21 protein-coding genes and 1 pseudogene are annotated in these 20,599 nt (G+C 51.8%); 16 read left to right on the forward strand and 6 right to left on the reverse strand.

What is annotated here, in order from left to right; all coding sequences use genetic code 11:
- The 5 genes from PSCS_RS04805 to PSCS_RS04825 form a co-directional block, all read left to right on the forward strand.
- Positions 1 to 604, forward strand: a 604-nt coding sequence (locus PSCS_RS04805) for an IS256 family transposase (RefSeq protein ID WP_157885624.1), incomplete at its 5' end; no start/stop codon positions are given.
- 21 nt (positions 605 to 625) lie between these two features.
- Positions 626 to 1,201: a serine hydrolase gene (locus PSCS_RS04810; protein WP_082866740.1), complete on the forward strand. Its 576-nt coding sequence runs from the start codon at positions 626 to 628 to the stop codon at positions 1,199 to 1,201.
- Positions 1,202 to 1,262: 61 nt separating this feature from the next.
- Positions 1,263 to 2,105: an alpha/beta hydrolase family protein gene (locus PSCS_RS04815; protein ID WP_068810667.1), complete on the forward strand. Its 843-nt coding sequence runs from the start codon at positions 1,263 to 1,265 to the stop codon at positions 2,103 to 2,105.
- A gap of 1 nt (position 2,106) precedes the next feature.
- Complete coding sequence (locus tag PSCS_RS04820) at positions 2,107 to 2,325, forward strand: hypothetical protein (RefSeq protein WP_068810668.1); 219 nt, start codon at positions 2,107 to 2,109, stop codon at positions 2,323 to 2,325.
- Positions 2,326 to 2,332: 7 nt separating this feature from the next.
- Positions 2,333 to 2,950, forward strand: coding sequence for a DNA-3-methyladenine glycosylase I (locus tag PSCS_RS04825; RefSeq protein ID WP_068810669.1), 618 nt, complete (start codon positions 2,333 to 2,335; stop codon positions 2,948 to 2,950).
- A 26-nt stretch (positions 2,951 to 2,976) separates the two neighbouring features.
- Here the strand turns inward: PSCS_RS04825 and PSCS_RS04830 are convergent, their stop codons facing one another.
- The 5 genes from PSCS_RS04830 to PSCS_RS04850 all read right to left on the reverse strand — a co-directional run bounded on the left by PSCS_RS04830 (position 2,977) and on the right by PSCS_RS04850 (position 9,015).
- Positions 2,977 to 3,849: a haloacid dehalogenase type II gene (locus PSCS_RS04830; RefSeq protein ID WP_229694698.1), complete on the reverse strand. Its 873-nt coding sequence runs from the start codon at positions 3,847 to 3,849 to the stop codon at positions 2,977 to 2,979.
- A gap of 108 nt (positions 3,850 to 3,957) precedes the next feature.
- Positions 3,958 to 5,544, reverse strand: coding sequence for an ABC-F family ATPase (locus PSCS_RS04835; protein WP_082866738.1), 1,587 nt, complete (start codon positions 5,542 to 5,544; stop codon positions 3,958 to 3,960).
- 252 nt (positions 5,545 to 5,796) lie between these two features.
- Complete coding sequence (locus PSCS_RS04840) at positions 5,797 to 7,023, reverse strand: peptidyl-alpha-hydroxyglycine alpha-amidating lyase family protein (RefSeq protein ID WP_068810671.1); 1,227 nt, start codon at positions 7,021 to 7,023, stop codon at positions 5,797 to 5,799.
- 37 nt (positions 7,024 to 7,060) lie between these two features.
- Positions 7,061 to 7,942, reverse strand: coding sequence for a CPBP family intramembrane glutamic endopeptidase (locus PSCS_RS04845; RefSeq protein ID WP_068810672.1), 882 nt, complete (start codon positions 7,940 to 7,942; stop codon positions 7,061 to 7,063).
- A 119-nt stretch (positions 7,943 to 8,061) separates the two neighbouring features.
- Complete coding sequence (locus tag PSCS_RS04850) at positions 8,062 to 9,015, reverse strand: cyclase family protein (RefSeq protein ID WP_082866736.1); 954 nt, start codon at positions 9,013 to 9,015, stop codon at positions 8,062 to 8,064.
- Positions 9,016 to 9,374: 359 nt separating this feature from the next.
- Between PSCS_RS04850 and PSCS_RS15835 the strand changes: the two genes are divergently transcribed.
- The 4 genes from PSCS_RS15835 to PSCS_RS04865 all read left to right on the forward strand — a co-directional run bounded on the left by PSCS_RS15835 (position 9,375) and on the right by PSCS_RS04865 (position 11,039).
- Positions 9,375 to 9,536: a thioredoxin domain-containing protein gene (locus PSCS_RS15835; protein WP_157885626.1), complete on the forward strand. Its 162-nt coding sequence runs from the start codon at positions 9,375 to 9,377 to the stop codon at positions 9,534 to 9,536.
- Between the two features lie 21 nt (positions 9,537 to 9,557).
- A complete protein-coding gene (locus PSCS_RS04855) occupies positions 9,558 to 9,908 on the forward strand; it encodes a DUF2200 domain-containing protein (protein ID WP_068810674.1) in 351 nt (116 codons plus the stop codon).
- Between the two features lie 132 nt (positions 9,909 to 10,040).
- On the forward strand, positions 10,041 to 10,523 hold the full coding sequence (locus PSCS_RS04860) for a nuclear transport factor 2 family protein (RefSeq protein WP_068810675.1): 483 nt from the start codon (positions 10,041 to 10,043) through the stop codon (positions 10,521 to 10,523).
- A 96-nt stretch (positions 10,524 to 10,619) separates the two neighbouring features.
- Positions 10,620 to 11,039 (forward strand): GNAT family acetyltransferase, encoded by a 420-nt coding sequence (locus PSCS_RS04865; protein WP_068810676.1) that lies wholly within the window; start codon positions 10,620 to 10,622, stop codon positions 11,037 to 11,039.
- A gap of 94 nt (positions 11,040 to 11,133) precedes the next feature.
- Here PSCS_RS04865 and PSCS_RS04870 read toward each other — a convergent pair whose 3' ends face one another.
- Complete coding sequence (locus tag PSCS_RS04870) at positions 11,134 to 11,553, reverse strand: CBS domain-containing protein (protein ID WP_068893813.1); 420 nt, start codon at positions 11,551 to 11,553, stop codon at positions 11,134 to 11,136.
- 387 nt (positions 11,554 to 11,940) lie between these two features.
- Here PSCS_RS04870 and ndhC point away from each other — a divergent pair.
- The 7 genes and pseudogenes from ndhC to nuoH form a co-directional block, all read left to right on the forward strand.
- Positions 11,941 to 12,330: pseudogene (gene ndhC, locus PSCS_RS04875) on the forward strand (NADH-quinone oxidoreductase subunit A); the annotation flags it as partial.
- A gap of 62 nt (positions 12,331 to 12,392) precedes the next feature.
- Positions 12,393 to 13,034 (forward strand): NADH-quinone oxidoreductase subunit B, encoded by a 642-nt coding sequence (locus tag PSCS_RS04880; protein WP_082866735.1) that lies wholly within the window; start codon positions 12,393 to 12,395, stop codon positions 13,032 to 13,034.
- A gap of 37 nt (positions 13,035 to 13,071) precedes the next feature.
- A complete protein-coding gene (gene nuoC / locus PSCS_RS04885) occupies positions 13,072 to 14,859 on the forward strand; it encodes an NADH-quinone oxidoreductase subunit C/D (RefSeq protein WP_267890027.1) in 1,788 nt (595 codons plus the stop codon).
- Positions 14,860 to 14,881: 22 nt separating this feature from the next.
- Entirely contained in the window at positions 14,882 to 15,406 is a 525-nt protein-coding gene (gene nuoE / locus PSCS_RS04890) for an NADH-quinone oxidoreductase subunit NuoE (RefSeq protein WP_106387079.1), read from the forward strand.
- Positions 15,407 to 15,569: 163 nt separating this feature from the next.
- Positions 15,570 to 16,862, forward strand: coding sequence for an NADH-quinone oxidoreductase subunit NuoF (gene nuoF, locus PSCS_RS04895; RefSeq protein ID WP_068810747.1), 1,293 nt, complete (start codon positions 15,570 to 15,572; stop codon positions 16,860 to 16,862).
- A 23-nt stretch (positions 16,863 to 16,885) separates the two neighbouring features.
- Entirely contained in the window at positions 16,886 to 19,615 is a 2,730-nt protein-coding gene (gene nuoG / locus PSCS_RS04900) for an NADH-quinone oxidoreductase subunit NuoG (protein WP_082866742.1), read from the forward strand.
- A complete protein-coding gene (gene nuoH / locus PSCS_RS04905; protein ID WP_068810681.1) occupies positions 19,615 to 20,598 on the forward strand; it encodes an NADH-quinone oxidoreductase subunit NuoH in 984 nt (327 codons plus the stop codon). The genes nuoG and nuoH overlap by 1 nt, the downstream gene beginning before the upstream one ends.
- Position 20,599: the final 1 nt, after the last annotated feature.

A 20,599-nucleotide genomic window follows, 5' to 3' on the forward strand; every position in this document is an offset into this window, starting at 1 on the left:
ACAGAGTTGGCGTGAGGTGTTGCTTGATCTGAAAGCCAGGGGAATGAATACACCCAAGCTGGCCGTTGGTGACGGAGCGATGGGGTTTTGGTCGGCGTTGGATGAGGTGTACGGTGCGACCCGGCAGCAACGGTGCTGGATGCACAAAACAGCCAATGTGCTGAACACGGCCCCCAAGTCAGTACAAGCGAAGATGAAGCAGGCGCTTCATGATATCTGGCAGGCGGCCACGCGAAATGAAGCCGAGGCGGCTTTTGAGAAGTTTGAGTGCATGTACGAGCCAAAGTATCCGAAAGCGGTGCAGTGTTTACACAAAGATCGTGATGAACTGATGGCGTTTTATGATTTTCCTGCCAAGCACTGGCAGAGTTTGAGAACGACCAATCCTATCGAGTCGACATTCGGTACGATCCGTCACCGGACGAAGCGATCAAAGGGCTGTCTAAGTCGAGACGGTATGTTGCACATGATCTACAAGTTGGGGGAATGTGCCCAGAAGAAGTGGCGCAAGCAGCGCGGGTTTAATTACCTGGCCAAGGTGGTCCAGGGTGTGAAGTTCAAGGATGGTGAAGAGGTGATAACAGCTGACCAGAAAGTCGCTTGATCAAATGTCTGAACACCAGATTTGACAATAACTCACAGATATACAAATGCCGGTTATAGTTTATTGGCAGCAATACTTGAAATCGCTAGTGGTGAGCAATGGCAGGAGTTTATCGACTCCAGATTGCTGTCTGGTTCGTTGAATAATATTTACTTTTATACCGAGAGAGATGACATAAAAGATTCTCTTGCTTATGGTTACGCTTTACGCCAGGGGCAGGATTCTGTTTCAGAAGGCAGGGAAACATTCGAGTGGGGAACAATTGGTGCTGCAGGAGTTTATGCTCGTGCAAAAGATCTGGTTTATCTTGTTGACGAGTTGCTTCGGCAAAGTCCGGTGCCGGAACAGCAACGAGAAAAAATGCTGGACCCCACTGAAGAGGAATCTTATGGCTGGCATGTCGACACAGATAGTATGGGGCGGAATAGGGTTCACAAAGGGGGAGATTCTTTGGAGTATACTTCCCAAATACTCTATTACCCGGATAGTGATATTACAATTACCTGGATGGTGAACAACAACAGAAATCGATGGCGCACTATCTTAAGAGATGGTTTGGTTGCCTGGGTTTATGATGAACGCATTCCTGAACATTAAATTGCATTCCCTGATCTTAGGTGCATACTTAAAGAAAAAGTTGCTGCTAAGGAATAGTTTAATGTTGAATCCAATTAACAGTCTCATCAGCATAATTGCGGCAATGTTGCTCATATCCTCTGTTCCAGCACTCGCCCAACGCCCCTGGCGTGCCGGGCCTGTTCCTGTATCCATTCCTGTTGGTGATATTAACTACGAAGGCATGATCTACGATGTCGGCCCTGAGAGCGACGAGCTTAAACCGGCGATTATCCACATTCACGGTTGGCGGCCAGAGGGAGAACATGCCGGTGTTGACGCTTCCTACTATGCTCATTATTTCTCGGATCGTCAGAATATTATGGGACTGGTTATCACGCTGAGGGGATGGCCGCATACCGGTGGAGTTAACGATTGTGGTCTGGTTCAGCCGGATGATGTTTCAAAAGTGGTAGAGTGGTTATCGCAACAGCCTGGAGTTGATCCTGATCGAATCGGGATTCTAGGCGAATCTCAGGGTGGACAGGTTGGTTTGTTAACTGCAGCAATCAATTCGAGGGTGAAGGCCGTTATCGCCTTCTATCCGCTAACAGACGTCACTACCTGGCATGAAGCGACTGATCTTGATGAGGGTATGATAGATAGCTATGTAAACGGGGTTTGTGCCACACCAGGCACAAAGAAGGACAGGTCACCCTTGTTCGTAGCTGATCAAATTAATGCCAGCGTACTGATGCTCCATGGTGAAGCTGATACGCGGGTATCCATTGATCAAAGTGAACGCATGCATGCAGCCCTGACGGCAGAAGGGAAGGATTCAGCCCTGATTCGTATTGATAACGGTACCCATTATTATGGATCACCAGAGTGGGACGAGTGGGTGACACTGGATCGAGTATTTGAATGGCTGGACGGGCGGTTGTGATATGATTGCGGAAGCACCTTTCAGCTACCGCTCGACAAAGAACGGTTTGGTTCAAATCGCTTATAAGGACAGGGTGGTCACGACCCTCAGCGGTGCCGAAGCAGCAAAGTTTCTCAGCCGGGTTACATCGGGCGACAGTGATGCTGCGCAACTGATCATGGCCAAAGCCACTGGCCACTTCAAACATGGTAATGAACGGATGTCCAAAACAGGGAAATGAGGTAACTATGACTTCAACAGTAAAAGGCGAGGACGGAAAAGCCCGCTGTTTCTGGTGCTCAGCCACCCCGGAGTACATCGACTATCACGACAACGAGTGGGGCTACCCCGTTGATGACGACATTCGTCTGTTCGAAAAGCTGACCCTGGAGAGTTTTCAGTCAGGGTTGAGCTGGCGAACCATTCTGGCCAAGCGTGACAACTTCAGAAAAGCCTTTAAGCATTTTGATTTCAAGAAGGTTGCTAAATTTACCGAAAAAGATGTCGAGCGTCTTCTGCAGGATGAAGGTATTGTTCGGCATCGCGGCAAAATTGAGGCTGCTATTAATAACGCGAAACAGGCCTGCGAGATGGTAAAGCAGGAGGGGTCGCTTGCCGCTTTTTTCTGGCAATTTGAACCCAGTGCCGCTGATTTGCCCGAGCCTCAAACTGTCTCCACCACTGACCAGTCTGTGTTGTTTTCCAAAACCCTGAAAAAACGGGGCTGGAAATTTGTTGGCCCGACAACGGTGTATGCCTTCATGCAGGCGGCCGGACTGGTTAATGATCACGCTGAGGGTTGTGTCTTCCGGAAGAAAGTCGCACAGGCACGCAAGCAATTCAAATCGCCTGCCCCCACGGCTTAGGCACTGCTGAAAACAAACCCTAGTATCTAGGCACCAAGCTGCCGTGCCAGGTCCAGAAAATCCTCGGCATAAATATCAAACTGCCCTGGATCAGGCCGGGTCTTGGGATTCTCTGCCCCGCGCTCCAGCGCCCGGTGGACATAACCAGTGCTTAATCCGGCAGCTGCGGCTGCTCTGAGATCACTGGGGTGCGCTGCCACCAGCATGACTTCACCTGGCTCCAGGCTGAACAGCTCGGGCGCTTTCAAATAGGCTTCCGGGTCAGGTTTATAGTGGCGGGATAATTCAGCTGACATAATCGTATCCCAGGGGAGGCCGGCATTTTTGGCCATGTTCATCAGCAAAGAGACATTGCCATTTGACAGCGTAGCGATCGGGTATTCATTTTTCAGGCGACTTAAACCCGCAATGACGTCCGGCCAGGGTGTGAGGCGGTGCCAGGCGTAATTTAAATGCTGAAGCTCTTCTTCGCTCATGTCTGACAGGGAGAACTCTTCAACCAGTTCATCCAGCACCATGCGATGAAGATCATCCAGTTTGGTCCAGGGCAATTCGCCGTTGCGGACCCGGTTCATGGATGGACCGTAACCTGCCCGCCAGCGGTCAGCAAACTCGCCCCAGTCAACGTTATATCCTTTGCGCTCAGCCAGTAGCTGACCTTCACGGATAATGGATCCGCGCCAGTCGACCACTGTGCCAAAGACATCAAACACCAGGGCTTTGACATGGGGTGCGGCCGAGCCGGCGGTTGCAGCGCTACTGCTTTGGCCAGCCAGGCTGGTGGCCACAAGCACGGTCGCAGCCCCTGCCATAGAGAGGAATTGGCGGCGCGGCAGGGAGCCTGGGCCAGGTGGATACGAAATGCGCTCGGTTTCTGCAGTGGCGTGTTTCAGGGTCATTTTTATTCGTCCCCTCAAGCATCATGTTGTTATGTTTTTGCACAGAATAGCCATTTCAGTGTAACAGAAGTCAGTCAGCCTGGGAGGCAGTAAATAAAAATTCTGCCATTAATATCGGTGCGCCGTATATTCCTCGTAGCTGCCCTTAAAATTGATCACTTCGTTTTCTTTGATTTCGATCACATGGGTTGCCAGTGAGGAAACAAATTCGCGGTCGTGACTGACAAAAATCAGTGTGCCGTCAAATGCTTTGAGTGCCTTGTTCAGCTCCTCAATCGCTTCCATATCCAGGTGGTTGGTCGGCTCGTCCATGATCAGTACATTGATGTCCTGCATCATCAGCTTGCCGAACATCAGTCGGTTTTTTTCACCACCGGAGCAAACACGCGCCTTGCGGTTGGCATCATCGGCGGTGAACAGCAAACGGCCCAGCATGCCTCGAATCATCAGATCATCATGCTTGGGCATGCGCCACTGGGACATCCACTCAAACAGGGTCAGGTCACAATCAAAATCCCTGGCGCTGTCCTGAGGACAATAACCAATGGATGCATTTTCCGACCATTTGATGACGCCATTGTTTGGCTCCAGTTCATTGATCAGGCATTTGAGGAAGGTGGTCTTTCCGGCACCATTTTCCCCGATCACTGCGACCCTGGAGCCTGCCTCCAGAATCAGATTGATATCACTGAACAGGTTCTCATCGTCATATCCATGACCCAGTTTTTCCAGAATGAGCGCCTGGCGGTGCAGCTTCTTGTGCTGTTTCAAACGGATAGAAGGCGATATACGACTGGAGGACTTCACTTCGTCGAGCTGGATTTTTTCCAGCTTCTTGGCGCGTGAGCTGGCCAGTTTGGCCTTGGATGCATTGGCAGAGAAACGGTTCACAAAGGCCTGTAGCTCATCCATTTCCGCGCTTTTCTGGGCGTTTTCCGCCAGCAGCTGGTCGCGAATCAGTGTTGAGGCTTCAACAAAGTATTCATAGTTGCCAGGATACACGCGCAGCTCGCCATAATCGATATCCGCCATATGCGTGCAGACCGAGTTCAAAAAGTGGCGATCATGAGAAATGATAATCATGGTGGATTTGCGCTGGTTCAGTACATCAGCCAGCCATTCAATGGTATGCAGGTCCAGGTTGTTGGTCGGCTCGTCCAGTAGCAGGATTTCCGGATCGGCAAATAACGCCTGAGCCAGTAACACACGCACTTTCTTGCCCGGTGCCACCTGTTTCATTGAACCGAAATGGTATTCTTCGGGGATCCCTGCTTCCAGCAAAATGTCACCGGCACGGCTTTCGGCGCTGTAACCGTCCATCTCCGCAAACTCGCCCTCCAGGTGCGCCACCTTCATGCCATCTTCTTCCGACATTTCCGGCAGGGCATAGATGCGATCGCGTTCCTGTTTGATTTTCCACAGCTCAACATCGCCCATAATGACGGCATCCACGACGCTGTAGTCTTCGAAGGCAAACTGATCCTGACTTAGCGTGCCGACTTTCAAACCAGGGTCAATGGAGACACTGCCGGCGGTTGGTGTCAGCGCGCCACTGAGAATTTTCATCAGGGTGGACTTGCCACAACCGTTAGCACCGATCAGGCCATAACGGTTGCCGTTACCGAATTTGGCGGAGATATTTTCGAACAATGGCTCAGAGCCAAACTGCATAGTGACGTTAGCGACGGAAATCAAAGATGTGTCCTGGGGTATTACGAAAGAAATAAAGGCGCCGCACCCTGCAATGTGTGGTGCGGCGAAACGAGCCGCGACTATATAGATTTAGCCGGCAAAAGTCGATGCTGATGATGTGTCAAGCGGATGAAACGGAGAGGGCGCAAGGGACTGCCGTTGCCAATAAAACGGTTGCAGCCAATAAGTTGTAGCCAATAAAAAGGCCCGAACAATGCTGTCCGGGCCTTTTGGTGTTGTTTGTCTATTGGCGATTTACTGAATTGAGTACTTGGTAAACGCACCACCAGCCTGATTAATCGAGTTAGGCCCTTCAGCTGCATAGACATTGCCGTCAGCATCGACCGCAACGCCTTCACCGGCGGTGCCCTGTGCCAGACGGTCTTCCCGTTCAAACGGTGGAATCCAGCCGGTGACGTGATCGTGATCGACATGGCCAATGCGTACGCCGTTGACCCAGCCGGGGTGGTTGGTCGGGCTGGACTCGGAGTCAATGGCATAGAGCATGTCTTCCTCCGTGATGAAGATGCCACTGACCCGGCTGAACTGATAGCGCGACTCCAGGTAGTTACCGTCCTGATCAAACACTTCGAGGCGGTGGTTGCCGCGATCAGCCACCCAGAGGCGGCCTTCGGAGTCAAAATCCAGGGCGTGTGGGGTGCGGAAATCGCCGTGATCAAGACCGAGTTCACCCCATTGCATCAGGAAATTGCCTTGTGGGTCGAACTTCATGATGCGTGCGGTTTGACCGTTAGCGCGGCCTTCTGCCAGTTGTTCACGAGTGATCATGCCCTGGCCGCTGTGGCCGTCGGCTACGTAAATATTGCCATTAGGGCCAACCACTACATCATTGGGCTGGTTGAAGTGTTCGCTGTCGTTGCCTGCCTGTCCTGCCGTACCCAGGCTCATCAGCAGTTCGCCATCCGGGCTGAATTTGTGCACCTGATGGCCTTTGGTGCCTTCCTCATTAACGGCAAAGTCGGTTACCCAGACATTGCCTTCGTCATCGACATGGATGCCGTGCGGGGTCACCATAATACCGCCACCAAAATTGGCCAGCACTTCGCCGGTATTGCGATCAAACTTGAAGATCGGATCAACCGGGTTGGTGTGACAGTTGATCGGTACGCCGGAACCGAAGCTGTTCGCTCCGCAGCGTTCATAGGCCCAGACATGACCGTCGTCAGGGTCGATATCGATGCCGGCAGTGGAACCCCACTCACGGCCTTCGGGCAAGTCGCCCCAGTTGCGGGTGACATTCGGAGCAGGGTTGTCCAGACCCTCACCTGTCACAGTGTTACCGGGCATGTCTGCCTCAGCTGCCATAGCTGCAGATGATGGTACGGCAGAAGGCACATCAACAGATTCAGGCGAAGAGGCTGTCATGTTGTCTTCTGAACCAGTTTGCTGATTACAGGCTGCAAGGAGAAGGGTGCCTGCGCAAAGCAGGCCGGTGTACACGTGTTTCATTGTCGGATTCATGTCAATTTCCTTTATTATCATTCGTGTAGTGAACAGACTATAGGTGCTGACGGCGTTGCTGTAAATGTCCATTCGGTTCCGCGTCGCGATTTATCCGCCGATGTGCCAGCCACAGAGCGATGGGGGTGCAGATTGCCAGCAAGACCAAGTGGATCTGCTGAACCTCTGACCAGGCACTGTCGGTCGCCGCCGGATACAGCGGTTGCAGTATGCCGCTGAGGGCGATATTGGACATCCAGTGGAAAGCTATCGCTGCCAGTATGCTGCCGCTGGCATGAACAACAATGGCTAACATGATCGCTGATACCAGGATAGTATCGACCCAGTAAAGGCCCCATGCTCCAGGAGAGCTTAAAGGAGGTGTGGTACCTGGAGTAAAAGACAGGGGGATATGCCAGAAACACCAGATGGTGCCAATGATGACAGCTGTGCCAGTGACTGAAAAGCGATTTAGCAAATGGGGTTGCAGGTAACCACGCCAGCCGACTTCTTCACATAAGGGGCCGGCCAGCAACGCCACAAACAACGCTGGTGGCAATAACCGGTACCAGGCAGGCAGAACGATATCGCCCAGCGTTTCACTGAAAATGCTGTGCAACAAAGTAGCCATGACAGCAAGTAATAGTGGTAATCCCATTGCCAATAACCAGGTGCCAGCAGGGAACTTGATGCGGGTGAATCTGTGCCCCAGCTCTCTCAGGCCGTCTTTGCCCTTAGTGTATCCAGTGAGAATGATGGCAGCCAGGCTGGGGCCAGTCGCCCCAGTATAAATCAGCACAATGGCGAGTGGTTGCGATATCAGTGCATCAATGGGAGCTCTGCCGTAGATGGTCAGCAGCAAGCCCCAACCGCTGCCAGTGATAGCTGCCGTCAATGCAATAAATGCCAGAACCGGGTAGTGGCTGATGCGCTCTTTCATCAAGGTATCCCATTCTCCTGTCTGGTTAATGCATTATTAGTCAGCGCCTCACCAGGGTGCCTGGTCGCGTTGGTGCTAGTGGCTGTGAGCTAACGTCACAGAACTTCACACACGATCTGCTATCGGATAGCAATCGGGTTGATGACGACCTGCACAGCGCCCTTAAATTTTGGCTGACCCAGTACGAACAGAAATTCCTGGACGCCATCTGCGGCCAGCTCTGCGGTGTTCATGCTCTCAAGGATATAAACACCTTCTTTGGCCAGCAGTGTCTGGTGTACCGCAAAGGCACGATCGGGGTTTTCAAAGGGAATCACTTCCAGGGCAGGGGTGTCAGCACCGACAGCTACCACGCCCAGTTCCGCAAGATAACTGGCGCCTTCAACACCCGGGCCTGGCTGAACGGAAATAAAACGTTCATCATCATTACCGAGCAATTGCATCCAGCCGGTATGAAACAGCATCACGTCGCCGCGCTGTATTTCAATACCCTGTTCGCTGGCAGCCGCTGCTATTTCGGCCTGATTAAACGCGGTGCCTTCTGCCACCATATCAACATTGAAATAGGCGGTCATGTCCAACAATACGCCGCGGGTGACAATCGGTGGAATCGTATGCGTTCCCAACTCTGCCAGCCCGGCATCACTGGCAATCTGCTCGGTAGTCAGGCCGTTGTAATACTGATGACCCACACCCAGGTGACCCAGGCCATCAATCTGAGAACCGACTCCAAAACTGGTGCGTACTCTTTCATCATTAGACGTTACGGCATCGGCACCAACGGGTATGCTGTCACTGCCAGGAACGATATCGATTTCATAGCTGCGGGAACCGTAAGCGGGAGAGTCTTCTGCTGTTTCTATTCCCAGTGAATAGACCTTGCCGGTCGTGATCAGCCCGGCAGCTTGCAGGACTTTGTCAGCACTTAAATAATTTGCGGCACCAATACGGTCATCCGCACCGTGACGGGAAGGTACCCAGTCCTGGGCCAGAGCAGTTGTCGACATCACAGATGTCAGCAGTGCAGCTGAACAGAGCGCGACTCTGGGAGTACGGGAGAGGTTTGTTCTCATTATGATCTCCTAATGACTGGACACGGAGTTGTCTTTTAGTCTTGAAAGGAGGTTACCACTATTTCAGTGTGATGTTCTTTGGATGAGGCTAAACGTAGAAGTTATGCGCTGAGGTTGTACAAGCTTTAAAGTCTTGAAGAGACGTCCATGCGTTTTTGCCATAGCTGTCTCTATATATTTGTTTCTGGTATATATTGGTATATTTCTGCGATTGTGAGTTCAAGTCAATTCTTCATAAGCATTTAAAGATATTCGGCAACTGGTACCTTGAAAGAGGCAAGATGTTCCTGTTTATGAAGGTTTCAGGCTATAGTCAACCGAGAAATAAAATACCCGTTATAAAATAAAAGGGTGACACCATGAAAATAATGAAAAGTGTGGTTGTATTGTTTCAGGACTATGGTATTGCGCAAACACCAACCATGTATGTGAATGGCAAGTTTGTGGTAACAACTGATGTGGGTGGTTATCAGCAGATGCTGGAGGTTGTCGATTATCTGGTAAACCTGGAGCGCGGCTAAAAACAGCCGGGAGGAATTAAGATGCCTGAGCACAAAATATTTTCAATGCCCTTTGCCAGGGTATATCCGATGTACGTTCAAAAAGCAGAGCGAAAGAACCGAAGCAGAGCAGAGGTAGATGAAATCATTTGCTGGTTGACGGGTTATAGCCAGGATGAATTACAGGCTCAGGTTGATCAGGAGAACGATTTTCGGACATTTTTTGCCCAGGCTCCCGACTTTAATCCTGACAGCGCGCTGATCAAAGGGGTCGTTTGTGGAGTACGCGTTGAGGATGTTGAAGATCCCCTGATGCAGAAAATACGCTATCTGGACAAGCTGATTGATGAACTGGCGAAAGGGAAGGTCATGGAGAAAATCTTACGAGAATAATTTAATAGGCAATACGCAAAGTTTGTCAGATTTATACATTCATTGTAGTATGTATAAATTATTAGCAGTGACAATGATAAAAATACCTCTGCGAAATTAATAAACCATCTTTTTTTCTCAGAGGATATTTGTATGAAAAATGCGCATATCATACTGCTGGTCAGTGCGCTGTTTGTCACCAGTTCCTATGCAGCTGAACCTGTTGTTGCCACCGACGACCAGCAAGTACTGCTGGAAAGCAGCAACCCAGCACTGGCTGCCAATAAACAACTGGTGTACGACTTCTGGCGTGAAGTGTTCGAAGGCGGGCATATGGAAAATATTGAAACGTATATGCATGAATCCTATATTCAGCATAATCCGACTGTAGAAACAGGCCGAGCCGCTTTTGTAGAGTTCTTTTCGCAAGTAAGAGAGCCCCGACCCATCGAAGATGAGATCCAGGCACCGCTGGTCTCCATTGTTGCCGAACGCGATCTGGTAATGCTGTCTTTTGCCAGGGAATACCAAGAGCCTGATGCGCCAGGTGAGACCTACACCACGACCTGGTTTGATATGTTTCGCATTGAAGACGGAAAAATCATAGAACACTGGGACCCGGCAACCAAAAACTGATATTTGGACTCAAGGTAGTAATTTTAAGGGATTGCCCAATGTTCAATATGCTTCTAAATAAAGGCCTGAAATCTGGTTAATGAGCTGATAAAGATAATGAAAATTCGGCAGTTTGATAAGAAAGACATAGCAAGTGTTATTTCACTTTGGGAGCAATGCGGACTAACCCGACCCTGGAACAATCCGCAACAGGACATCGCCAGAAAACTAACAGTGCAACCGGAACTGTTTGTTGTCGGTGAGGTTGATGGCCAGATTATGGCGTCAGCGATGGCAGGCTACGATGGCCATCGGGGCTCGGTGTATTATCTTGCTGTCTCTCCCGATTATCAGGAGAGTGGTTATGGTCGAAAGATTATGGCCTGGATAGAGCAGACGCTACTTGAGATGGGGTGCCCAAAACTGAATATTGTGGTGAGAAGCTCCAATAAAAACGTACTTCGATTTTATGATGCCCTTGGTTATGTGACAGACGATGTGATCAGCCTGGGTAAACGCATAATCCCTGATCAATAGCCCTGACGTGTTGCAGAGAAAAACCAGTGCAACATCAACTTTATTAACTTTGAAAGTTCAAGCAATCGGGGTGGCCCAGACGGGCAGGTGATCATTACGCAGGTACTGCGGTCGCATTAAAGGACTTCACGGCGGCCAGAATCCGGCGGCAGGTAATTTGTCCCACCAGCTTTCCATTCTCATCAATGACGGGGCGTCGACGTTGCCCTTTGCTCAACATATCCTGGGCGATATTAACGATATCATCGCCTGGCCTGGCACAGTTAATATGCTCAGTGACCATATATTTAGCGACTTCACCTGCAGAGTCCTGGTGGTAGGTGGCGTTGAGAATGCCTCTCATGCAGTCCAGTTCGGACAAGATCCCCTGCAGGTGACCTTTCTCGTCGACCACGCAGAGGCCGGATACACGGTTTTTTACAATAAGATCAATGGCTTCAAATAAATGAGCATTAGCGGAAATGACGACGGGTTTCGTCAGCATGTAGTCCTTTAAATCGACGGAACGGAGCATGACGCCTCCTATGTCAATCGTGAGTTTAGACTGCTGATTCTTTTTTTAGGAATATAAAACCCTATGTTCTTAAAGTCCAGTCATTTTGGAATCGACTGTCGTTTGGCGGTTTGTATGACTGTTGAGCTGACCTGTACGGTGATTTTTTATGACTTGAAAAACGGACAGACAGAATGGCTTGAACTCGCCGGTCAATTAGTTTCTAATGGAAAAAAGACAGGATAGTTAAAGAAAAGGACAAGAAGTAGCAGTAGCAGGCAATATCATCAATATCGCTGTTGAATCTGCCTAAATGACTTGCGCGAGCCCGTGCAAGCGTTGGGGCAGTGCTGGCCGCCGGGATAATAAAACTGACACCGGTATGCCACAAATTCGGAGAGAGTTGGTATGAGCATCGATCTGTGGCCCCTGATTGTCTACACCATGATAGTACTCCTGGTCGTGGGGACTATGCTGGGTCTGTCCTCTGTGCTCGGGCAAAAACGTCGCGACCGGGCGACCAACGAACCTTACGAATCCGGTATCGTCTCAGTGGGCGATGCGCACTTCAGAATCTCCGTTCATTTTTATCTTACCGCCATACTTTTCATCATCTTTGATCTGGAAGCCGTCTTCCTGTTTACCTGGGCTATTGCCGTGCGTGAAGCGGGCTGGCTGGGTTTCGCTGAGGCGCTGATATTCATTCTTATCTTGCTGGCCGGGCTGGTTTATCTCTACAAAACAGGGGCGCTGGACTGGCGTACAGATCGTCAGCGGGGCAGGCAGGTTGCACTGAAATCTCCTGGCGGCGTAGTGAATCGCAAACCAATCAATCATGAAGATTCGGGAGAGACTGCGCTATGAGCTGGGAGTTGCAACGACCGGAAGACGCTGTCTCTGCCAGCCCAGGCGGCAATCAGTTTGATGAATACATCCGGCGCAACGTCATGATGATGAAGCTGGAGGACATGATTGCCTGGGGACGCAAGAACTCAGTCTGGCCGTTCAATTTCGGGCTCAGCTGCTGCTATGTAGAAATGGCCACGGCCTTTACCAGTCGTCATGACCTGGCGCGTTTTGGCTCAGAAGTTATCCGTGGAACACCTCGACAGGCCGACATGATTGTTATCGCCGGCACAGTATTCCGAAAAATGGCACCGGTGGTGCAACGCCTTTATGAGCAGCTTATGGAGCCGCGCTGGGTTATCAGTATGGGCTCCTGCGCCAACTCAGGCGGCATGTACGATATTTATTCAGTGGTACAGGGTGTCGATAAGTTCCTGCCGGTTGACGTATATGTGTCCGGCTGTCCACCGCGCCCTGAGGCCTTGTTGCAAGGGTTGGTCCTGCTCCAGGAAAGTATTGGCAAAGAGCGACGTCCGCTAAGTTGGGTGGTGGGCGAGCAGGGTGTTTACCGAAGAGAGCCCAACGAAGTACAGAGAGACAAACGTTTAACGGAGAGAATTCAGGCAACGGAATTGCGCAGTCCCGATGAAACCTGATGTGGTCTGAACCACATGGATAGAAGGATGTGCAGTCTTGAGTGATACGGCTACGGAGAGCGTGCTGAAACAACAGGCAGAGGATCTGTCGGCAGTTGTTGGCGCGCTGTATCAACGGTTTGGTGAATCTGCTTTCACCTTGCAGCGAACGGCTGAGGGGTTGCCGACCCTTTGGTTGCAACGTCAGTCGTTGCTGGATGTGTTGCGGTATCTGCGCCGCGATTACCAACCCCGATTTGAAATGCTGCTGGACATCACCGCGATTGATGAACGGGTCAGGGTGCACAGGGAAGGGCAGCCAGAGGCTGACTTTACTGTTGTTTACCACTTGATCTCCTTCACGGGCAACTGTGATGTTCGCCTGAAAATTGCTCTGCACGAGCATGATCTGAACGTGCCCAGCGCCATTCCCGTCTGGCCCTCTGCCAACTGGTATGAGCGTGAAGTCTGGGACATGTTCGGTATCAGTTTTGATGGCCATCCCAATTTGCGTCGTATTCTGTGCCCGCCCACCTGGCAAGGGCATGCACTGCGCAAAGACCATCCGGCCCGAGCCACGGAAATGGAACCTTATTCCCTGGATGATGATATCCAGGACCAGGAACAAAGTGCGCTCAAGTTTCGCCCGGAAGAGTGGGGTATGAAACAGCAGTCGGATTCCTCCGAGTTCATGTTCCTGAACCTTGGCCCCAACCACCCCAGCGTTCACGGTGTGTTCCGCATTGCCCTGCAGCTTGATGGTGAAATTGTCGTCGATGCCATTCCTGATATTGGTTATCACCATCGTGGCGCCGAGAAGATGGGCGAGCGCCAGAGCTGGCATACCTACATACCCTATACGGATCGTGTTGATTATCTGGGCGGGGTTATGAATAACTTGCCTTATGTCATGGCACTGGAACAGATGTGCGGTATTGAAGTGCCGGAACGGGTCCAGGTGATACGCGTCATGCTCTGCGAGTTTTTCCGCATTGCCAGTCACCTCCTGTTTTATGGCACCTTTGCCCAGGATCTGGGGCAACTGTCCCCGATTTTCTACATGTTTGTTGACCGGGAAAAAGTGTTCAACATCATTGAATCCATCTGCGGAGGACGCATGCACCCTTCCTGGTTCCGTATTGGCGGCGTTGCCCAGGATCTGCCAAACGGCTGGGACAAACGTATTCGCGAATTTGTTGATACCTTCCCGGCCCGTCTGGATGAATACGACCGTATGGTGATGGATAACAGCATTATCCGGCAGCGAACCCGTGGCATCGGTGCCTATGATACGGAAGAAGCGTTTGACTGGGGTATCACTGGCCCGGGTCTTAGAGCCACCGGATTTGAATGGGATTATCGCAAGGACCGTCCGTATTCCGGTTATGAGAATTTCGATTTTGATGTGCCGATTGCGGTGAACGGAGACTGTTATGACCGCTGTGCTGTTCGTATAGAAGAGATGCGCCAGAGCACACGCATCATTCGCCAGTGCCTGGAAAACATGCCGGAAGGCCCTTATAAATCGCAGCATGCCAAAACCTCGCCACCGATCAAGGAACACGCAAAACAGGACATCGAAAGTTTAATCGCACACTTCCTCAGTGTGAGCTGGGGGCCTGTTGTTCCCCCGGGGGAAATTACCACGGGGATTGAAGCAACCAAGGGTATTAATACCTATTACCTGGTCAGTGATGGCGGCGTGGGTTCCTATCGGACACGGATTCGTACGCCTTCTTTTGCGCACCTGCAGGCAATTCCCTATATCAGTAATGGATTCATGGTGGCTGACCTGATTGCCATTGTGGCGAGCATAGATTTTGTGATGGCCGATGTGGACCGTTGACCTGAGTAGCACTATGAGTGAAATGATAGCTACAACAAAGAAACAGTCTCGCCAATTGAGCGCGGAAGAGATTCGCGAGATTGAGCATGAAAAAACGCACTATCCCTACACGCAGGCGGTCGGGTTGGAAGCGTTAAAAATTGTACAGAAGCACCAAGGCTGGGTCAGCGATGAAAGCCTGTTGGCCGTTGCAGAGTACCTGGATATTCCAGTGGCAGACCTGGAAGGCGTAGCGACATTTTTCAACATGATCTTTCGCCGACCGGTTGGCAAAAATGTCATTTGCCTTTGCGATAGCGTGGCCTGCTGGATGCTGGGCTGCGATGACCTGAAGGCGCAGATTACCAGCCGCCTGGGCATCGAGTATGGTGAGACCACCGAGGATGGTGAGTTTACGTTACTGCCGGTGCCTTGTCTCGGCGCTTGCGACAAGGCCCCAGTATTGATGGTCGGGCGCGAGACCCACCGGCACGTAGATCCTGAAAATCTTGATCAGCTACTCAATGAATTACAAAGGGAAAATACAAAATCTAAAAAAACGATGTAAAGAATGCATAGGTTGACTCACAGGTCATGGTTAGAGGTTGCAGTCTGTGAGGGCCTCGGCGGCAGGGAAGCCGCCGTGGAGCCTATAGGGACATATTCACGGCGTCCCGTTCAGACTGCAACCTCTAACCATGACCCCTACACTGGAAATGAGCTTTGTAATTATGGATAAAGCCCTGACAAAGAACATTGACGAGACACGCGGCCCTCTAGACTACCAAGGGTATGTCGCAGCGGGTGGCTATGCCAGCGTTGCCAAAGCGATGGAGATGGCGCCGCGGGATATGATGGCGTTAATTAAGGAAGCTGGCTTGGGTGGTCGTGGCGGTGCGGGTTTTAATACCGGGCTGAAGTGGAGCTTTATTCCTGAACCAGATGGTGGGCCACGATACCTGGTGGTCAATGCCGATGAGATGGAACCTGGCACGTTCAAGGATCGCCTGCTGATGGAGCAGGATCCTCACTTGTTGATCGAGGGAGTCATTGCCAGTGCCTGGGCCTTGCAGGCAACCACGGCGTATATTTTCCTGCGCGGAGAATACACTGACGCGGAAGAACTACTGTTAACAGCCATTGATGAAGCGTATGCCCATGGCATGTTGGGCACGTCCGTGAATGGCAGCGATTACCGCCTGGAGCTTTACCTACATACCAGTGCCGGTCGCTACATTTGTGGTGAAGAAACTGCGCTGATCAATGCGCTGGAAGGGCAGCGAGCCACGCCTCGCGCAAAACCGCCTTTTCCGCAAATCAGTGGTTTATGGGGTCGGCCAACACTGGTCAATAACGTGGAGACAATCTGCAACATTCCCAGCATCGTGTTAAACGGCGTGGACTGGTTCAAGCAACAAGGGCTGGGCGAAGAAGCGGGCAGCAAAATGTTTGGTATCAGCGGACGCGTGAACAATCCCGGTTGCTGGGAGTTGCCCTTAGGCACCACGTTCCGCACTTTGCTGGAAGATTATGCGGGTGGCATGCGCGAGGGGTATTCACTCAAGGCGTTTCTGCCCGGTGGCGGCTCAACGGATTTCCTGATGCCAGAACACCTGGATGTCCCCATGAGTTACAGCGAAGTCGGCAAACTGGGCAGTCGCCTGGGTACCGCGCTGGTGATGGTGCTGGATGACAAAACCTGCCCGATCGGTTGCATACATAATCTGATCAAATTTTTCTCTCATGAAAGCTGCGGCTGGTGTACGCCGTGCCGTGACGGTCTGCCCTGGGTTGAGCATATGTTGCTGGAAATCGAGCAGGGTCGCGGCAAACGAGAGTACCTGGATATATTGAAAGAGATGACCGGCTATATGGGGCCGGGGAAAACATTCTGTGCGTTGGCGCCTGGCGCCATGGCACCGCTGCAAAGTGGCCTGAAGCACTTTATGGCCGAGTTTGAGCAGCACATTGATGAGCAGTGCTGCCCATACAAACATGATCATCAACTGCAGAGAAGTGCTTGAGATGACAATGAATGGCGGACGGTATGTCTGAAAAGGTATCCATCACAATCGACAATCAGGCCATTGAGGTGGATCCTGACAAGAATCTGCTGGAGGAAGTGCTCTCCGCCGGTCTGGATCTGCCGTACTTTTGCTGGCACCCCAGTATGGATTCGGTGGGGTCCTGCCGACAGTGTGCGATGACAGAATATGCTGACGAAGAAGATCAGCATGGACGACTGATCATGGCCTGCATGTCCTCCCCGCGCGACGGCGCACGATACTCGCTACAGGCTGCGGCTGACTTCCGCGCGGAAATCATTGAAGGCATGATGATCAGTCATCCGCACGACTGTGCGGTTTGTGAAGAAGGGGGAGAGTGCCACCTGCAGGATATGACCGTGATGTCCGGGCATACCTATCGACGTTACGACGGCACGAAAGTCACGCATCGCAACCAGAACCTGGGGCCATTTATTGGCCATGAAATGAACCGCTGCATTACCTGTTATCGCTGTGTGCGATTCTATCGGGATTATGCCGGTGGTACGGATCTGGGTGCCCAGGCCTCACATCACCACGTCTATTTTGGCCGTTATGACGACGGTCCACTGGAAAGTGAATTCAGTGGCAATCTGGCGGAAGTCTGTCCTACCGGTGTGTTTACCGACAAGGTTTTCAGCAAGCATTACAGTCGTAAATGGGACCTGCAGACATCGCCTTCCATTTGTGCGGGTTGCAGCATTGGTTGCAACATTAACCCTGGCGAGCGTTATGGCACTTTGCGTCGTGTTGTGAATCGCTATAACGATGAAGTCAACGGTTACTTTATTTGTGATCGTGGCCGTTTTGGCACGGGCTATGTCAATGACGATGCCGTTCGTATCCGCCAGAGCATGACACGGAGCAGTCAGGATGCCGATCCGGTCCTGGTATCGAATGCAGACGCACTGCAGCAATTGCAGGACATGTCCGGTGCTATCGGTATTGGTTCCCCCAGAGCATCCATGGAAGCCAATTTTGCCTTGCGCGAGAAAGTGGGCAAGGCCAATTTCTATGCGGGCTTGAGTCAGCAGGAGTTCGCCATCTTGCAGCAGATCCTGAGCATTTATCAGGATACACCCGCCCATATTGCCAGCCTGAAAGACGTGGAAGCCAGCGATGCGGTACTGATTCTAGGCGAAGATCTGACCAATACGGCAGCCCGTATGGCACTGGCTGTTCGCCAGTCGGTACGCCACCGCAGTTTTGAGAAGGCCGCCGAACAGAAAATCCCGCTCTGGCATGATGCAGCGGTGAGAAAGCTGGCCATGGATGAAAGAAGCCCGCTGTATATTCTCAGCCCCCATGCCACCCGGCTGGATGATGTCAGCGAAACCACGCATATCTGTAACGCCGGGCAAGCGGCCCGAATTGCCGCTGCAGTTGCCAGCCGGTTTGATAAGGAAGTGCTCGCGCCCGAGAAACTGGATAAAGCGGAACAAGCACTGGTCAAGCGCATCACGGCAAGCTTCAAAGGTGCCAGGCAGCCGTTGATCATAGCTGGTTCCAACAGCATGAGCCTGCCACTGGTGCAGTCAGCTGCCAATCTTGCTCAGGCACTTTATCAAAAAAATGAGCTGACCCAACTGGCCCTCGTTGGCAGCGAAGCCAATGGCCTGGGGTTGATGCTCTTGATGGAAGATAGTCAGCAAGACTTGCAACAGGCATTTGCGACAGGGACGCAGTCAGCCATTGTGGTGGAGAACGATCTGTATCGGCGGGCACCGACGGCTGAGGTCGATCATTTTATCGCTGGCCTTGAGCAACTGGCTGTCATCGACAACATTAAAACCCGAACGGGAGAGCAGGCTCACCTGGTCTGTGCATCCGCTACGTTTGCAGAAAGCTCGGGCACTTTCGTCAATTACGAGGGCAGGGCGCAACACTATTATGCGACCTTCAAACCGGTCGACAGCATTCTGCCTGCCACTCGCTGGTTAGCACCTGAGACTTCGCTGGCGACACTGACCCAGGCCTGCAGTCAGACACTGGCTAATTGTGCTGGTATGGCTGATCTCACACCGGGGCAGGATTACCACTATGCCGGACTGTTGGTACCTCGCCAGCAGTTCCGCTATTCCGGTCGCACCGCCATGCGTGCCAATAAGAATGTGCATGAGCCCAAACAGGAACAGGATCCCGACGGCATCATGAGCTATTCCATGGAAGGGGTCAGTCCCTTGAAGGAAGCTCGTGTGTTCAACACGCCCTGGGCACCGGGCTGGAATTCCAACCAGAGTGTTTTCAAGTTTCAGGACGAAGTCGGAGGCCACCTTAAACAGAGCTCGATAGGCGTTCGTCTGTTGGACAAGCGTAACAGTGCTGAGGAGGGCGGTTATATTGCGCTGGATTCCTCTGAAAAAAATACGGCATTCCCCTTGTACCACCTGTTTGGCAGCGAAGAATTGAGTGCGCAAAGTCAGGCGATACAGGCCCGGGCCACGTCGGCTTATGTGGCAATGAATCCAGCGGATGCTGACAGGCTCGGATTCAATGCGGGCGGTGGCGTTACCGTACAGGGTAATGGTGTTGTGCCACTGCTACTGAGAGATAGCATTGCTACCGGTTCAGTGGGTATCAGTGTGGGGTTGCCAGGGCTGAATGTGCATGATGTGCTGCCTGATGTGAGCCTGGAGCCGGCACCGCAGTGGCAGGCTCCGCCCCAGTGGCAGCCCGACAATATCATTGTCAGCGACCGGCTGCATAAGCTGCATGAACAGGAGGGCGACTGATGTTTGATATTGAAGTCGGGTCCGCACTGGTCATGGGGCTTATCCTTGGCGGAGTGATTCTGATCTCAGCCTGGCTGATCTGGCTGGAGCGTCGTTTGCTGGGTGTCTGGCAGGACAGGTTGGGTCCCAATCGTGTCGGCCCGCTGGGGTTGGGGCAGGTCATCGCAGACATGTTCAAGATCTTCACCAAAGAAGACTGGGTGCCACCGTTTGCGGATAAACTGGTCTTCATGGTGGCGCCACCGATCATCATGATCTGCATATTGCTGAGTTTTGCCGTTATACCCATCGCACCCAATGTCGGCATCATCGATTTGAACATTGGTCTGCTGTGGATATTGGCGATGGCCTCGCTGGCCGCTTATTCAGTGATGCTGGGCGGCCTGGCTTCGAACAATAAATATGCCTTGCTGGGCAGTCTCCGCGCTGCAGCCCAGATGGTGTCTTATGAAGTCTTCATGGGTATTTCCCTGCTGGGGGTGGTGATGCTGTCTGGCACCTTTAACCTTAGGGAAATCGTTGAGAGCCAGCGCGATGGCTGGTACATCCTGCCGCAGTTTTTTGCCTTTATCGTCTTTGCCATTGCTTCGGTTGCCGAAAGCCACCGTCTGCCTTTTGATTTGCCAGAAGCGGAACAGGAAATCGTCGCAGGTTTTCACACGGAATACTCTGGCATGAAGTTCGGCATGTTTTTTGTGGGGGAATACATTGGCGTATTGCTGGCGTCCGCGTTAATGACCGTGCTGTTTTTTGGTGGCTGGCTGCCACCGTTTGGCATCGGCCCGGAAGACAGTATTGTCGCGGGCATTTTCTGGATGCTTCTAAAGACGATGGTTTTCGTCTGTTTCTTTGTACTGATGAGAGCGGCCATTCCACGGCCACGCTATGACCAGTTGATGTCATATGGTTGGCTGGTACTGCTACCGCTGTCATTGATTAATTTGCTGATCACAGGTGCTGTGATCTTGTTCCAGGGAGCTTGAG

This window comes from Pseudohongiella nitratireducens (assembly GCF_001642735.1).
Lineage (GTDB): Bacteria > Pseudomonadota > Gammaproteobacteria > Pseudomonadales > Pseudohongiellaceae > Pseudohongiella > Pseudohongiella nitratireducens.